The 15,814-nt window shown below is 43.2% G+C and carries 12 protein-coding genes; 5 read left to right on the top strand and 7 right to left on the bottom strand.

Annotation, left to right across the window (positions count from 1 at the left end; all coding sequences use genetic code 11):
* Nucleotides 1-38: 38 nt before the first annotated feature.
* The 4 genes from ruvX to FLAVO9R_RS15665 form a co-directional block, all read right to left on the bottom strand.
* Nucleotides 39-473 carry a Holliday junction resolvase RuvX gene (gene ruvX, locus FLAVO9R_RS15680; RefSeq protein ID WP_159532816.1) on the bottom strand — a complete coding sequence of 145 codons (435 nt, stop codon included), beginning with the start codon at nucleotides 471-473 and terminating at the stop codon, nucleotides 39-41.
* Nucleotides 466-1,032: a YqgE/AlgH family protein gene (locus tag FLAVO9R_RS15675; protein WP_159532814.1), complete on the bottom strand. Its 567-nt coding sequence runs from the start codon at nucleotides 1,030-1,032 to the stop codon at nucleotides 466-468. Before FLAVO9R_RS15675 ends, ruvX begins: the two co-directional genes overlap by 8 nt.
* 50 nt (nucleotides 1,033-1,082) lie before the next feature.
* The gene (gene gshB / locus FLAVO9R_RS15670; protein ID WP_159532812.1) at nucleotides 1,083-2,036 is read right to left on the bottom strand and encodes a glutathione synthase; all 954 of its coding nucleotides are present in this window, start codon (nucleotides 2,034-2,036) and stop codon (nucleotides 1,083-1,085) included.
* Nucleotides 2,037-2,248: 212 nt separating this feature from the next.
* Complete coding sequence (locus FLAVO9R_RS15665) at nucleotides 2,249-2,977, bottom strand: 16S rRNA (uracil(1498)-N(3))-methyltransferase (RefSeq protein ID WP_159532810.1); 729 nt, start codon at nucleotides 2,975-2,977, stop codon at nucleotides 2,249-2,251.
* 817 nt (nucleotides 2,978-3,794) lie between these two features.
* On the opposite strand from FLAVO9R_RS15665, the gene FLAVO9R_RS15660 reads away from it, so the two are divergent.
* Nucleotides 3,795-4,637 carry a mechanosensitive ion channel family protein gene (locus FLAVO9R_RS15660; RefSeq protein WP_159532808.1) on the top strand — a complete coding sequence of 281 codons (843 nt, stop codon included), beginning with the start codon at nucleotides 3,795-3,797 and terminating at the stop codon, nucleotides 4,635-4,637.
* Nucleotides 4,638-4,716: 79 nt separating this feature from the next.
* On the opposite strand, the gene FLAVO9R_RS15655 is transcribed toward FLAVO9R_RS15660, so the two are convergent.
* Nucleotides 4,717-5,511 (bottom strand): M48 family metallopeptidase, encoded by a 795-nt coding sequence (locus tag FLAVO9R_RS15655; RefSeq protein ID WP_159532806.1) that lies wholly within the window; start codon nucleotides 5,509-5,511, stop codon nucleotides 4,717-4,719.
* Nucleotides 5,512-5,833: 322 nt separating this feature from the next.
* Between FLAVO9R_RS15655 and FLAVO9R_RS15650 the strand changes: the two genes are divergently transcribed.
* From FLAVO9R_RS15650 to prsR, 4 genes are all read left to right on the top strand, one after another.
* Complete coding sequence (locus tag FLAVO9R_RS15650) at nucleotides 5,834-7,645, top strand: choice-of-anchor I family protein (RefSeq protein WP_159532804.1); 1,812 nt, start codon at nucleotides 5,834-5,836, stop codon at nucleotides 7,643-7,645.
* A 341-nt stretch (nucleotides 7,646-7,986) separates the two neighbouring features.
* The gene (locus FLAVO9R_RS15645) at nucleotides 7,987-9,111 is read left to right on the top strand and encodes a beta-ketoacyl-ACP synthase III (protein WP_126873792.1); all 1,125 of its coding nucleotides are present in this window, start codon (nucleotides 7,987-7,989) and stop codon (nucleotides 9,109-9,111) included.
* Between the two features lie 98 nt (nucleotides 9,112-9,209).
* Nucleotides 9,210-11,237, top strand: a complete 2,028-nt coding sequence (gene prsK, locus FLAVO9R_RS15640; protein WP_159532802.1) for an XrtA/PEP-CTERM system histidine kinase PrsK — start codon at nucleotides 9,210-9,212, stop codon at nucleotides 11,235-11,237.
* Nucleotides 11,238-11,299: 62 nt separating this feature from the next.
* Nucleotides 11,300-12,661: a PEP-CTERM-box response regulator transcription factor gene (prsR, locus tag FLAVO9R_RS15635; RefSeq protein ID WP_159532800.1), complete on the top strand. Its 1,362-nt coding sequence runs from the start codon at nucleotides 11,300-11,302 to the stop codon at nucleotides 12,659-12,661.
* Between the two features lie 294 nt (nucleotides 12,662-12,955).
* Here prsR and FLAVO9R_RS15630 read toward each other — a convergent pair whose 3' ends face one another.
* Together FLAVO9R_RS15630 and FLAVO9R_RS15625 are read right to left on the bottom strand one after the other, a co-directional pair.
* Nucleotides 12,956-13,276, bottom strand: a complete 321-nt coding sequence (locus FLAVO9R_RS15630; protein ID WP_159532798.1) for a GFA family protein — start codon at nucleotides 13,274-13,276, stop codon at nucleotides 12,956-12,958.
* Between the two features lie 11 nt (nucleotides 13,277-13,287).
* On the bottom strand, nucleotides 13,288-15,429 hold the full coding sequence (locus tag FLAVO9R_RS15625) for a GGDEF domain-containing protein (protein ID WP_159532796.1): 2,142 nt from the start codon (nucleotides 15,427-15,429) through the stop codon (nucleotides 13,288-13,290).
* Nucleotides 15,430-15,814 lie beyond the last annotated feature (385 nt).

The raw sequence follows: 15,814 nt of genomic DNA, 5'->3' as shown, positions 1-15,814 counted from the left end.
GGTGTTGAAAAGGTGGGTGTCCAACTAACGGCGAGAAACTACTCGCCGTATTGGTTTTCAACCCAGCTGGTAAAAATCACGCAGGCCGATACGCTGTCTATTTTTTCTTTGGTTAGCTTTTTATAGCCGCCGAGCTCGAACAACATAGATTTAGCATCTGTTGTGGTAAGCCTTTCATCGCATAAATCTACCGCCACTTTGAATCTACCATGCAAGCGATTAGCAAATTTTTTGGCGCGCAGAGTAACTTCTTGTTCGGTGCCATCCATATTTAACGGTAAACCAACCACCACAAGCTGCGGTTGCCATTCTTCATAAAGCTTTTCAATAACATTCCAATCTGGAATACCATCACGGGCTTTTAGCGCGGCTAGCGGTGACGCTGTTCCGGTAATTTCTTGTCCTACCGCCACACCTATACTTTTTGTACCGAAGTCGAAAGCCAGTACTGTTCTACTACCAATATCAGGCATGCCCAGCTCCTGGTGCGAGCTGCCACACATCTACCCCAAGTTTATTAACCGCTGCCTGCCACTTTTTATGTATGGGAGTGTTAAACAAAATTTCGTCATCGGCCTCTATGGTTAGCCATGAGTTATCTTGCATTTCCTGTTCAAGTTGCCCCGCCGTCCATCCCGCATAACCTAACGCGATAATGGATGAGTCTGGTCCTGTATTAGTACCAATCGCAGACAAAATATCTTTTGAAGTGGTAATCATAACGTCAGGCGATAAGGTCAAGCTTGAGTCCCAGCCACTTTGACTGGAATGCAGCACAAATCCTCGCTCTTGGCTCACTGGTCCACCAGCAAGAATAATCTGTTCGGCTTTATCTTCTGCCACGGTTAAGTCTTTGTCGGTTTGCTCGAGCAACGCTTTCAAGTTCATGGTTGAAGGCTGATTTATTACCAGCCCCATGGCACCGTCTTTGTTATGTTCGCAAATATAAGTGAGAGAGCGGGAAAAATACGGGTCATCTAGCGAGGGCATCGCTACTAGAAAGTGGTTTTGTAAACTTTTCAGTTCTGTCATTTTTTCCTCTACTTCTCACTTACCTACTGTTAGTGCAAAACGCTGCGTAGCTACTTATTTATAAGGCGCTTTTCAATTGCGTCGAATAACGAGGCCATAATATTAATATTATAGTGACCTTCTATTTCTCTTACGCAGGTTGGGCTAGTAATGTTTATTTCTGTGATTTTCTCACCAATCACGTCCAGCCCAACAAATAAAATATTGTTGTCTCGTAAGGTGGGAGCCACAGCTTCAGCTAACGCACGATCGGTTTCTGAAATTTCCTGGGGCCTGCCTGTTCCTCCAGCAGCTAAATTACCACGGGTTTCCCCTTTGGTAGGTAAGCGTGCTAAACAATAAGGAATCACTTCACCGTCCACAATAAGAATACGTTTATCACCATCTTTTATTTGTGGTAAGTACGCTTGAACCATCATGTAACGCTTGCCCAAATTGGTTAACGTTTCAATGATCACGCCTAAGTTATTTCCATCTGGCTTCACTCTGAAAATTGAAGCGCCGCCCATTCCATCCAAAGGCTTACAAATAATATCTTGATGCTTGGCATGGAAATCACGAATAAGCTTCTGATTATTGCTTACCAGTGTGTTAGGAATGTGCTCAGGAAACAAAGATGTGAACAATTTTTCGTTGTAGTCTCGAAGCGCTTGCGGATTATTTACAACCAGTGCGCCCTGGTCTTGGGCAAGCGATAGAATATGGGTCGCATATAAAAATTCGCTGTCGAAGGGGGGATCCTTACGCATAAGTAACACATCAATGTTGCCAAGTGAAACAGTATGCTCTTCACCTAGGGTGTAAAAGTCAGTCGCTTGATCACGCACGGTAATGGTTCTAGCCAACCCCATTGGCTTGCCATTATCTATATAAATGTCTTTGAGTTCGAAGTACAGTACGGTAGCGCCACGGCGCTGGGCTTCAAGCATCATAGCTAGGCTGGTGTCTTTATGCGGCTTGATCACCGCGATAGGATCCATAATCACGCCAAGGGTGTAGTGCATGTATGTTCTCACTTTTTGATAAAGGTAGATAAGTTGGCCACAGCTTTACGCACTAATCATGCAAATTGACTGTTGGTACATTTTATACGTCGAAGTTGGTTTTGGTATGAATACCACTAAATGTTAAGTGGGGGCACACAGCATTTAGATCAAGTATCGAAAAAACCAAACTTTCTAATAATTAACCTGTAAAGCTCGCTTTAGCTGCCTGCTTAAAAATCGCCATGTTGGGCTTGCAGAATACTAATACTGCTAATGGCCGCTGTTTCAGTACGCAGTATTCGCGGCCCTAAACTGCACGACGTAAAACCGCTTTCGTTCGCTTGATGAATTTCAGCCTCGGAAAGTCCGCCTTCTGGGCCAATTAACAAACGAAAGCCTTGGGAGTTATATGGTTGACGGGCCAACGGCTTCTCTGCACCAGGCGCCAATACTAACCGTGAACTCGAGGTCGACTCAGATAACCATTTGTTAAGTGCAATTGGCGGGTTCAGCAAGGGAAGTGTATTTCTGCCACTTTGCTCACAAGCACCAATGATGGTCTTTTGCCATTGATGCAGCTTTTTTTCCCATCTGGCTTCATCTAGTTTAACTGCACATCGCTCTGTCAAAATAGGGGTGATTTCGGTAGCACCTAGCTCTACGCTTTTTTGCAGCACTGTATCCATCCGGTCACCTTTAGACACACCTTGCCCTAAATGTATAGTTAGCGGTGATTCTTTGGATAATGATAAACACGCATCGGCTTCTACAAAAACCTTTTTTCTTTGGGCATTGATAATCTGTGCGCTGTACTCATTACCGTCGCCATTAAATAATACGATGGGATGATTCGCTTTCAAACGAAGCACACTGGCGATGTGATGCCCAGCTTCTTCGGTCAACTGAAATTCTTCTTCAAGAGGAATTGGATTGGGGTAATAAATTCTTGGTATGCGCATTGGTAAACTAACTATGGCGGATAATGTGGATATGATACGTGGCTAGAGCAAGTGGATGCAACGCATCGTAGCTGAAAAATCGCTACAATGCGTTGTAAAAAGCTATTTTGGTCAGAGTTTCGCTAACAATAATAGTGCGATGACTATTTACGCTGCCGAAGGTGTTGAAGTGGAGTTTTGCGTTTCATTCTTCTGAGGAGGTAATACTTGTCCGTCCTTACGTGCGTACTTGGTATGTTCACCTTTATCTGTTCTCAAAGAATACAAGAACAATGCTGCTACGATAATTGCCAGTAATATAAAGTAAAACATAGATTATTCCTTTTATTCTATTTGCTAAGCTATACAAAATGACAATAGCAATACATGCTAACGTCATGTTCGGTTCACATTCTTTTCAAATGTATTTCAGCGCTTTGCAGACTCTATAAAGCATCCTGCTTATTTTGACGGAAAATTCTACACCAATTGGACTAAAAAATCATCAATTCTCGTAGAATTTTTCGATAGTCCGTTATGGCTGATTCACTTTTCTGGGTTGCAAACTAACTTGACGAGGTATTGAGAGTAAATTGCTTAAATGACACTCTAATGACGAAATTACGACACTATTCTTAAATAGCTCGACAATAATTTTGAAGAAAAAATTAGCAGGGAAAAAGTCGACTTTAGGATAACATTTGTTGGCTGTAGGCCACGTAAATATTAGACTTTTGACCTAAAATTGCCCTTTGAGCTTTAAAGTCATTGGCGTCAATCTAAAAGCCTGCTACTTTAATTCGGCTAACACTACGATTGATAAAAAAAGGACAAAATTATGGAAGAAAATTTATCATTATTCTCATCGAGTGATGTTGAACGCTACATTAACGATTACGCAATTCCATGGGGCATTAATATTGCCATGGCGATTGTTATCTACGTTATTGGTCGAATCGTTGTAGGATTCATCCTATCTATTTTTCGCCGTCTAATGGCAAAATCAAAGTACGATGCAATGTTGGTGGACTTCTTAGAAGCCATTATAAGCGCTATTTTGATGTTGTTTGTTATCGTGGCGTCGCTAGACCAGCTTGGTGTTGATACAACCTCACTTGTTGCGATTTTAGGTGCTGCAGGTTTAGCCATTGGTTTGTCACTGCAAGATTCACTGAAAAACTTTGCTGCTGGCGTAATGCTTCTTGTATTCAAGCCTTTTAAATCAGGCGATTTTGTTGAAGCTGCTGGAACTTCAGGTACGATCAACAAGATTGGTATCTTTACTACCACAATGACCACTCCAGATAACAAAGAAATTATTGTGCCTAACGGTGGCATTTACAGCAATAACATTACTAACTACTCAGCGAAAGAAACACGTCGTGTTGATATGGTTGTTGGTATTGGTTATGACGCTGACTTACGCAAAGCAAAAGAAATCCTTAATGAAATGGTTCGCGCCGATGAGCGTATCCTAAGCGAGCCAGCACCTACTGTTGCCGTTTCTGAATTGGCTGATAGCAGCGTTAACTTCGTGGTTCGTCCATGGTGTAAAGCGTCTGACTTCTGGGGCGTTAAGTTCGACTTTACTGAGCAAGTTAAACTTCGCTTCGACCAAGAAGGTATTTCAATTCCATTCCCACAAATGGATGTACATCTTCACAAAAACGACAGCGAATAAAATTTTATTCCCTGACACAAAAACGCCACATTAATGTGGCGTTTTTGTGTCTGAATTTTACGTTGGCGACGTCGAATGACTAGCCACAGTTGGGGCGATACGTTGATGCCTGATAATCGGTATATGCAGCGTTCATATTTGCTTGTAAGTTGCTAATTCGCGTTTGCGGGGCAGGGTGAGTTGAAAGCAACTCTAAAGGACGATCGCCGCTGCTTGCTGCATCCATGTTCTGCCATAAATTAACCGACTGACGTGGGTCGAAGCCAGACATGGCCATAAGTTGGAGGCCAATAACATCGGCTTCAGACTCATGGGTACGGCTAAATGGTAGTTGAACCCCAACTTGTAAACCTAGGCCAATGGCTGCCATGATAGGTGCAGTTTGTGAAACTTCGTTCATCGCCAAAGCGGCCCCTGCCGCTTGGGTGCCCATATTGATAAGCGTTGATTGAGACATACGTTCATTACCATGTTCTGCAATAACATGGCCGACTTCATGTCCGATGACCGCCGCAAGCTGGTGTTGGTTCTCAGCAACATTTAATAATCCCGTATAAACACCAATTTTACCTCCTGGCAAAGCAAAGGCATTAACCTGCTCATCATCAAAAACAACGACTTCCCACGTACCATCGAACACACTGTTAGGGACATTCGCGGTGATCGCTTTTGCAACACACTCAACGTAGCTGTTTTGAACTGCTTTGTTTGAGATTTTGAGTTCTTCTTTCATTCCGCTAAATGCTTGGTCGCCCATTTCCGCCAATTGAGATTCAGAATACAAGAGTACCTGATTACGACCTGTAGGCGATGTAGCACAAGCTGTCACAGCAAGAGCTACAGCGGCGATTGATGCGGTAAACCTCAATTTCATATTTTAATCCTTGTTTTCGCGAAATAGAGAAATATTAGTGAGTTACGACCCATATTATTGAATACGTATAGTGCGCAAGAGCAGACCAATATTAGCTTCTATTAATACTACAAATCGGGGTGTTATTCATTTGTAAATTTACCCTTTTGCCAAATTAATATTTGTGTCATACACTGGCTCTAGCTTATATACAGATGTAATTAAAATAATAGCTAAATCTACATTGTATGTCATAGGTTCGTTCACGTGCTGAAGGCGAGAATTGAGAAGCCCTGTTGGCAAGCTGAGGTTTGGCGTAACAACATGATAAAAAGGAAATTAAATGTCTGCGCAGTCAAAATTCAAATACGGCGTCTTAGCGCTACTTATCTCAGCGGCCCTTACTGGCTGCGGTCTAGATGGTGACGATGGTGCACAAGGTGAAACAGGTGCTCAAGGCCCTCAGGGCGAGCAAGGTGAAGCGGGTTCTGATGGCGCCGATGGTGCTGATGGTAGTGATGCCTCGTTAGGTGTTTCCCTTGACGTTGTTGCCCGCGCCTTTTTGGGTAACATAACGTCGGCTGAAATCGTGCAATATCATGCTGCCACCCAAACTATTTATGCCACCAACGGTGAAACCAACGCTATAGCAGTTATTGCCGCTGATACAGTAAGCACCACTGTTATGAGCGACCCAATCAATACTACCAACCTTACGGTGAGTAATATCACGCTACCTGCAGATATTGACGGTGTAACCTTAGGAAGCCTCACCAGTATTGCTATTAGTGGCGACCTAATGGCTGTTGCAGTGCCTGCTGATGTGAAAACAGATAACGGCTACGTACTTTTCTATAATGGGTTAGACACTTCTGCTCCGGTATTTCTAGATTCAGTCGTTGTTGGAGCATTACCTGACATGGTGACTTTTACGCCAGATGGCGGAAAAGTATTGGTGGCTAACGAAGGTGAGCCTTCAGATGATTATACGGTTGACCCAGAAGGCTCTATCTCGGTAATTAATATTCTTGCAAGTGGGGAGCCTGAAGAGACAGCGACCTCAGTGAACTTTACGGATTTTAACGGCAGTCAAGACGACTTAGTTGCGCAGGGAATGATGTTCCCTAATCCAAGTGGCCGCACGATTAAAGGCGTAGATATTGCTACCACTGTGGCTCAAGATCTAGAACCAGAATATATCACGGCGACTAACGATGTAGCGTACGTCAGCCTACAAGAAAACAACGGTTTAGCCATTCTTGATCTTGAAGAACTAACCGTAGAAATTGTTGGCTTGGGTGTAAAAAGTTGGTCTGGCTTGAATATTGATATTCAAGAAGATGGTAGCGTTAGCTTCGGTCAATATGACGGCCTTTACGGTGTATATCAGCCTGATACTATAGCCAATTATTCATGGAAAGATGCTACGTTTGTTGTCACTGCCAATGAAGGTGATGCTCGCGAATACTTCTTTGAGTCTGCTGACGAAGCAACCTGCCTAAGTGAAGGTGGACTAGAGTTTGATGAGGACGATGGCTGTTTAGCTTATATCGACGAAGTTAAAGTTGAAGACTTAACGGCAGAAGCGAATTCTGAACTTGCTGACTTACAAGCCAATGGCGAAGCAGATGATTTACGTGTCACTAATGCAATGGGCGATGCGGATGGTAACGGTGAATATGATGCAGCTTATGCGTATGGTTCACGTTCATTTACCATTTGGGATCAAAACGGTTTAGCGGTTTACGATTCAGGCGATGATTTTGAACGAATTACTGCATCAGTGCATGGGGCGTCATTCAATAATGGTGATGATGAAAACGAAGGTGATTCTCGTTCTGAAAATAAAGGACCTGAGCCTGAAGCATTAACCATAGGTGTTATAGGTGATAGAACTTATGCGTTTGTTGGTACGGAACGGATGGGCGGTATATTCGTATACGATGTGACCAACCCTTACGATGTTCAGTTTGCCGATTACATTATCAATCGCGATTTAACAGAAGGGTTATCAGCGTCTGACGTTATTGGTGATTTGGCGCCTGAAAGCCTTGTATTTGTTAGCGCAGAAAACAGCGCAAGCGGCGTTCCATTGTTACTTGTAGGTAACGAAGTCAGCGGCACTGTTACGGTGTGGCAAATCACGCAAAACTAAGTGAAACGCGGTAATAAGTAGAAAATAGTGAGCAAAAACACTAGGTAGAAACCTGTGATGAAACGGCGCCCTTGGCGCCGTTTTTTTATGTAAACAAAAAAACGTGTACATTTTATGCCTAGGGTAAATCGTTGAGCGGTGATTACATAAGGGATGGTTTGAGTTAAGCTATAACTATACGTATTAACATTGAAACGATAAGTGCAGCGTAGTAGCGCTCAAATTGTCTGAGCACAGATTGTGGTTGCCTGCTAACAGTCTGTCGGATTTCACTTATCCTATTTCTCCGTTATGTCATGGCCGTATGGCTTAAACAGAAATAATAGAAAAAGAGAATGCAGATGTCTCAACAGATCGTTGTTAGCGGTGTGGGTGTTTGGCACCCTGAAAGCAGTATTACAAATCAGGAACTGGTAGATAGTTATAATGCGTATGTTGATTCGTATAACGAAGAGCATAAAGCGGAAATAGAAGCACAGCAGGTTACTGCAAAACCTTATTCTAGTGCCGAGTTCATTGAAAAAGCGTCAGGTATTAAAAGCCGATATATTTACCAAAAAGAAGGTGCGCTTGATATTTCGCGCATGAAGCCCAAAATTGAGGCTCGTGAAGATGAAGCGCTATCTCACCAAGCGGAAATAGCAGTAGAAGCAGCCAAATTGGCGTTGGCTTCTGCAAATAAAACCGCCCAAGACGTTGATGCCGTTATTGTATCTTGCGCCTATACACAACGTGCTTATCCAGCTATTGCGATTGAAGTGCAAGAAGCGCTAGGCATTGAAGGCTTTGGTTTCGATATGCTAGTGGCGTGCTCTGCCGCCACTTTTGGTATGCACCGCGCGTACGAAATGCTAAGTGCCGGTAATGCTAAGTGTGTATTGGTAATAAACCCTGAATTAGTGTCACCACAGATTAACTATACCGACAGAGACAGCCACTTTATTTTTGGTGACGTAGCGACAGCGACGGTATTAGAAACAGCTGAAACTGTGAATAGCAAACACAGTTACGATGTTATGAGTACAAACGCGGTAACTAAGTTTTCAAATAACATTCGCTCAAACTTCGGTTACATTACGCGTACAGAAGATGTAGACCCTTATGGCGCAGATAAGCTCTTTCATCAAGCAGGGCGTAAGGTATTTAAAGAAGTGTGTCCAATGGCAGCAAATCACATAGAAAGCCACTTAGACAGACATCAGTTAACGGCGACAGACGTAAGACGTTGGTGGTTGCATCAAGCGAATATCAACATGAATACGCTGATCATAAAGCGTTTATTGGGGCGCGATGCTAATGCTGATGAAGCACCTATTGTTCTAGATGAATATGCTAATACGGCATCAGCAGGATCTGTGATTGCTTTTGGACTGAACCATGAAGATTTAGTCGCCGGTGATATTGGTGTGTTGTGCTCTTTTGGAGCCGGTTATTCAATTGGGTCATTGTTACTTAAAAAACGGTAGGCGATTAGCCTAAGCTGGCAGTAACCTAGTTTGTTGTCAGCACCACCTGATAAAACCAGAACCTCAAAACAATAAATACCGGGTGAGAATAAATAGGGATGATTTCAGATATAGGCTATGGCCTTAACAGTTTGGCTTACTTACTGTTAATGCTATTACTTTTTGCAGTACGAAAGCCTGGATTAGCCAATCACTTGTTGGTACTAGCTACAGCCACTACGTTGTTCTGGTCTACTAGCATGATAACGGCGCTGTTTGGTCCTATCAGTCTTTCTTGGTTACTCACCATCGATGCACTCAGACAAGTGGCTTGGTTGCTCTTTTTGGCAGGGTGCCTGAAAGATAATTTTACCAACCTGTTTGATATATTACGTCGCCCAACAACCCTTTTCATATTACTCCCTGGCTGCATAGCCTTAGTGTTACCCCATGTCTTGTGGATTGATGCCTCGTGGCGTTATCTCATGCTCATTATTCTGGCCCTTGAAGTGCTTATCTTATTGGAAGTTATTTACCGTCAAGCGGATGCAGATCAATGGGCATATAAGCCCTTAATTTTATATCTTGGTGCCACCCACCTTTTTGATTTCGTTACTTACGCTAATGCCACCATGGTGAATCAGGTTGAGGTTAATTACATTGCCGCTCGTGGCTATATCTATTTCCTCCTTATTCCATTTTTGGTTATTGCCATTCGACGTATCAAGCACTGGGGCGTCGATATCTTCATTTCTAGGGATGTAGTACTACACAGCTCTTTATTACTCGTTGCAGGCGCTTATCTTTTCATTATGGCCATTATTGGCTACGCCATCAGCTACGTAGGTGGAAATTGGGGAGCCATGGTACAGACCATACTTGTGGTATTGTCGCTTGCCTTGCTAGTTACCGTATTTTTGTCGAACTCCTTTAGAACCAAGTGTAAGGTATTTATTACCAAACACTTTTTTGCCAACCAGTTTGACTACCGTGTAGAGTGGATAAAACTAACAAAAACACTCTCTAGCTCAATGGACGCGCCTAATACCGTTCACGAGAGTGCACTTCGAGGCATACTGGAAGCTATCGAATACGATTCTGGTAAGCTGTATAAACGGGTAAACAACGACTTTGAGCAGTTGGCACAAGTTAACCCATTACCAGACACCCATGATGACTTAACCGTCATTCGTGCGCTAACAGAGTATTGTGCGTCTAATACATGGTTGATTGATGTACACGAATACCAGGCAAAGCCATTTCATTATAAAGGGCTACAAATCGACAGAGTTATTTTGAAAGAATGGGGCTATCAGCTTTACCTACCATTTTACAAAAATGATGAAATTTGGGGCTTCGCCATCCTTGCGGCTGGTGATAAGGAACGACTGAGTTTAAATTGGGAAGTTAGAGATTATCTCAATGCTATCACCGAGCAGGTAAGTATGTTTGTGTTCCATCATGAAGCATCAAAGCTGGTGGCAGAAAATGCCCAGTTCGCCGCGTTTAATAGAATGTCTGCGTTTGTTGTGCATGATTTAAAGAATGTGATGGCGCAAGTAGATTTGATCTTGGCCAACGCGCAGCAGCATAAACATAACCCCGAGTTTATTGAAGATACATTTGAAACATTGGAACATACCAAAGCGCGTATGGATAAAATGTTAAAGCAATTAACCGATAAAAAGATTAATGATGACGGTGCTCACACCTCTTGCTCCTTATCGCATATTATTAATGATGTAGTGGCAAACCGATGCATGGGGCTTTTCCCCACCCCGAAAGTGCATTGCAGTAGCGAAGAGCAAGTATTAATTGATAAAGAAAAAGTCGCCAATGTTTTCTATCACCTAATAAGTAACGCGCAGCAAGCAACCGAAGATAGTGGCGTAATAAATATAGTGTTAACGCATGACATCCAAAACCGTGTTCAATATGTAATGATAGAGGATACAGGAACCGGGATGGATCAAGACTTCATCGAAACTCGCTTGTTTACCCCTTTCGATACTACGAAAGGTAACGCAGGAATGGGGATTGGTGCGTACGATGCGAAAACGTACATTGAATCTATCGGTGGTAAAATAAGCGTTCAAAGTGAACCAGGGAAAGGAAGTTGTTTTACGCTAGCATTTACGCTGATTTGAGCAAAGTGAGCGATGACAACCAACCTATGTTGATACGGACGAAGTAACACAGGAACAGACTGATGACAGATACCGTTTTAGTGGTAGATGACGATTTAGGTATTCAGAAACAATTAAAGTGGAGCTTAACCGACTACGACGTTGTTTTTGCTGACGATCATACCTCGGCAATTGCACAACTGCGCCGGTACGAACCTAAAGTCGTGACACTAGACTTAGGATTGCCACCCGACCCAGCTAATGCGTCTGAAGGCTTGAGAATTTTACAAGATATTATTTCCTTAGCGCCTAGAACCAAAGTCATTGTTGTCACCGGTAACAACGAAAAAGAGAATGCACTTAAGGCCATAAATTTCGGTGCCTATGATTTTTACCAAAAACCGATAGATTCAGACACCATAAAGTTGCTTGTTTATCGTGCACTTAACTTGGCTAAGCTGGAATTGGAAAATAGCATTTTATCTAAAGTACGCTCAGGCATGAGCCGTATCATTGGTAACAGTGAGTCGATTCAAACGGTGGTGCGTAAAGCTGAGAAAATAGCGAATACGGATGTGAGTACGTTACTGCTAGGTGAAAGTGGAACGGGTAAAGAAGTATTTGCGCGCAGCATCCATGAACACAGCCCTCGAAGAGATAAACCGTTTGTCGCCATTAACTGTGCATCAATTCCTGAAAATCTTTTGGAAAGTGAGCTGTTTGGTTACGAGAAAGGCGCATTTACTGGCGCTAATAAAACTACCCTAGGTAAAATTGAAACCGCCCAAGGTGGCACACTATTTCTAGATGAGATTGGCGATATGCCTATTGGGCTGCAAGCCAAAATGCTACGTTTTTTACAAGAGCGTGTTATTGAGCGAGTAGGGGGGCGTTCCGAAATTCCTGTGGATATTCGGGTTGTCTGTGCTACCCACAGAGACCTGCAAACCATGGTGGCTGAAGAGCGTTTTAGGGAAGATTTATATTACCGTATTGGTGAAATTCCCATTATGATCCCGCCGCTGCGAGATAGAGATCAAGATATTATCCTGCTTGCGCGTACCTTCCTTAATATTTATCGCGAAGAGTTTAACGCCAAGGCAAAGAGCTTTTCTGAATCTGCGATTAATTCCATGCTGGCTCACAAATGGCCTGGGAATATTCGTGAAATGCAAAATAAGCTGAAATCGGCAGTGATTATGGCCGAGGGAACAGTCATCCAGCCTGATGACTTAGGTTTGTTCGCGGTAGATGGTAGTGGAGAGTCTGAAACCTTGAATCTTCGCGAAGTACGAGAGGTTGCCGAAAGTAGGGCAATTCGTAGAGCGTATCATCAAGCGGATAAAAATATGTCTAAAACCGCTGAATTGCTAGGTGTTACTCGTCCAACCTTGTACTCACTTATTGACAAATACCACTTGGACGATTTAAAAAGTTCGGCGTGAGACTCATCGAAAAGGCGTAGTTTGATGCTACGCTCTTGCCTATCGCATCATTCGGTGCGATACCTTTCAACGAGCTCTTCTTTCGGTAAAGTTTGCTGTTACGACAAGCTCTGCTGAGAGCGGGAGTCTTCATTGCGGTTTCGTTATCGTGCCTTCGTTGGGACAACTTCGTTACGACAGCTTCACTGCGACAACTTCACTGCGACAACTCCGTTGTGGCAACTTCGTTGGGACAACTCACAATGTCTCAAAACCCATGTCGCGTCTCCAGAGCAGCTGAAACAGTGGGCCTAGTCAGGGAATATGGTATTGGCTGTGATGTTTAGCCAATAAATCATGCCCGTAAAAGGCTACATGCAGCTCAATATTTCCACGTTCATCTTCGGTAAAAATGGGGGTTGAGCATTCATTACAGAAAAACTGTTTGCTGCTTGGCGATAGCTGTAATTCACCCAGCACCGATGGCGCACAATCTATCACTAGATGCTTACGTGCACCGGCAATGGTGAGGTTAAGCGTTTCGCTGCAAGATAACGTTTCAACGTCCAATTCATCTTCACTAATATCAGACAACTCAAACTGTATGGCCTGACACTGACAACTACCTTTATACATAATGTACGCTCCTACTCCTCGGGCCAATTTATGCTCGACAGCGTGTTAAATGATGTAGAAATGTATGACTGCTTAAAGTGAAATTTCTTATCAAGCGGGGTTTCTTGCACGTCGCCAATCAGGGCTTTATTGGTATCGATAACCCCAATCCACCCATTGCGGCCAGACATCTTGGTGGCGTATAAACAATAATCTACCACTGAAAACGTACTCTTCCAGCTTTCTTCGAACGACACGTGTTCAATAGGAGGGAGAATGCTAAACCCAATGCTACAGGTAACGCGAAGCGAGCGAGTATCATCAATATGGAAGACTTTATCGCTAACAGCGGCGCGGCATCGTTCGGCCAGTTGGGGAAGGTCATCTCGCATAGAGTGACGGCATATTACCAAGAACTCTTCGCCGCCCCAGCGAATTAGTAAATCGGTTTGTCTGAAAACTTCTCGAAGAACGTCGGCGAACTGACTAAGTACTTTATCGCCCGCTAAATGGCCATGCTCATCATTAATGCGTTTGAAATGGTCGATGTCTATTAAGAAGCAGAGCAGATCCTGGTTACGTTCATTGTGGCCTTGCTGATGTTTGTTCGCATGAGAACTACGCTTAAGTTCACCTGGCAATTGGGATTCAAGGTAGTGCCGGTTATACAAGCCTGTCAGTGAATCATGAAGACTCACTTGCTCAAGAGTTTTATAGGCTGTTTGTAGCTCAGAATTTTTTTGTTCAAGCTCTTTTGTTCGCTGCTTAACTTCACGACGAAGCCTGATGGTTTGTTGGCGCTGAGTGTACCTGCTCCAAATAAGAAAGAGCGTTAACAGCCCGGCAATTAACGTACTCCAAAATAATGTTGTGCGCAGATTAGTTTGTTCGGCTTCAGCTAATGCTAGTTGTTTGGTTTTCTGTAATACCTGAATAGACTGTGCTTGACGCTCGATTTCTATTTCGGCTTGAAGCTGCGCAATCGCGACCTCGCTACCGGAACTCAACACCTCTTCTCGTATATTTTGCAATATCGACTGAATATCTAATGCGCGCTTAAATTCACCCTTTGCCGCCAGGGCTTTCACTTGAATAGATAAAAAACTCAGTTGGCTACGCAAATCAACCCGTCGTCTTGCTTCTATAGTGCCACTTTTGGCATACGCTAGCGCATCGTCAAACTGTTGTAACGACATCATTGCATTGGCTAATGCTAGGCGGACTTGTTGCAGTAATTTTTGCTGGCCGGTAGATTTAGCCACCGCGAGTGACTCCTCAAGCAGCATTAAGCCTTGCTCTGTGTCGCCGGTTTTTACCAGCGCTTCACCTAACCACGCCTGCGTGGTGGAAATTTCACTTGCCTCCCCATTCTCTTTTAATAGCGTTAGTGCGTGTTTAAGCGCCTCTGAGGCTTCTTCAATATCGCCTTTAAGTAACAGTAAAGCGCCAATCTTACCCAGTATTTGTGCTGTAAGCGGCTTGTCATTGCTTGTTTTCGCTATTTGTAATGCGTCTTGATAATACGTGTTGGCCTCAGAAAACTGATTTAATGTGACATATATATCACCAATGGTGGCGAGGCCTTGGCCAGTACTTTTAGTATCTCGTTGTACCCGAAATAAGCTTAATGCTTTTTTTAATGTGTAAAGTGCAGCTTGTACTTGACCTTGTTCTTTTTGGACAAGGCCAATTTCCATTTGAACGGTCGCATTTAAAAGAAGGATACCTTGAGTTTGCGCGATAGATTGTGCACGTCGAAGGTAGTCAATAGATTGATCATAGTTCCCTAGAAAGCGTTGCGCGGTACCAAGGTGGTGTAAGGTATTTGCCATATCAATAAGTTGGCCATGGCGGGTGAAGCCATCTAACGCAACGTAGAGCGCATCGTTTGCTACATTGAAACGAGATGCACTTTGTAATAGCTGGCCTACCTCAAAAAACGTACTGGCCGACAATGTACTTATCGACAATACATCGCTTTGATGCGCTTGCTCAATGGCAAGTAAGGTTTGACGCTCGGCATCCTCGAAAGCTCCGCTTTGAATGAGTTCGTGAACAGTTTGAGTAAGGGCAGTAGGCGATGCTTTTGTAGACGAAGAAAAACCCACTAAAGCGAAAAGTAGCGAAACGGTGACAATGCTGGTGGCAAAACGCCGAGCCGACTGTCTGGGCATTATAGAAGCTTCCTTACGACTACGCATTTATTGGCCTTCCCTATAAAACAGAAGAAGGACTGAAAGTTTATGAGTAAAACTGAAGTGCTAATATCGTTATAAGCAGTCAATTCCTATCACTACTATTATGGCGAACAACCCGAAGAAATAACGTATCAGTCATTAGACTAAAGTATGGATTTGTCGCAAAGGGTACCTGTTCCAATCAGAACTTACACATTAAATAAAACAGTTTTGTTTTTTTTGATTTCGGATTGCCTGAAGCGTATGGCTAAATCGTTCCCTGACAGGTTAAAACTTATGTCTAACATTAGAATAAGAATATAGTGAGAGTCAGGGTGTTGAAAAGCATTAATGTATCTTAATAAGCATTAATATTAGTCAT

The organism is Alteromonas sp. 38, from assembly GCF_902506055.1.
In the GTDB taxonomy this organism is placed as follows: Bacteria; Pseudomonadota; Gammaproteobacteria; order Enterobacterales; family Alteromonadaceae; genus Alteromonas; species Alteromonas lipotrueae.
The sequence above is the reverse complement of the archived record's forward strand: the minus strand, read 5'-3'. Positions and strand labels throughout refer to the sequence as shown.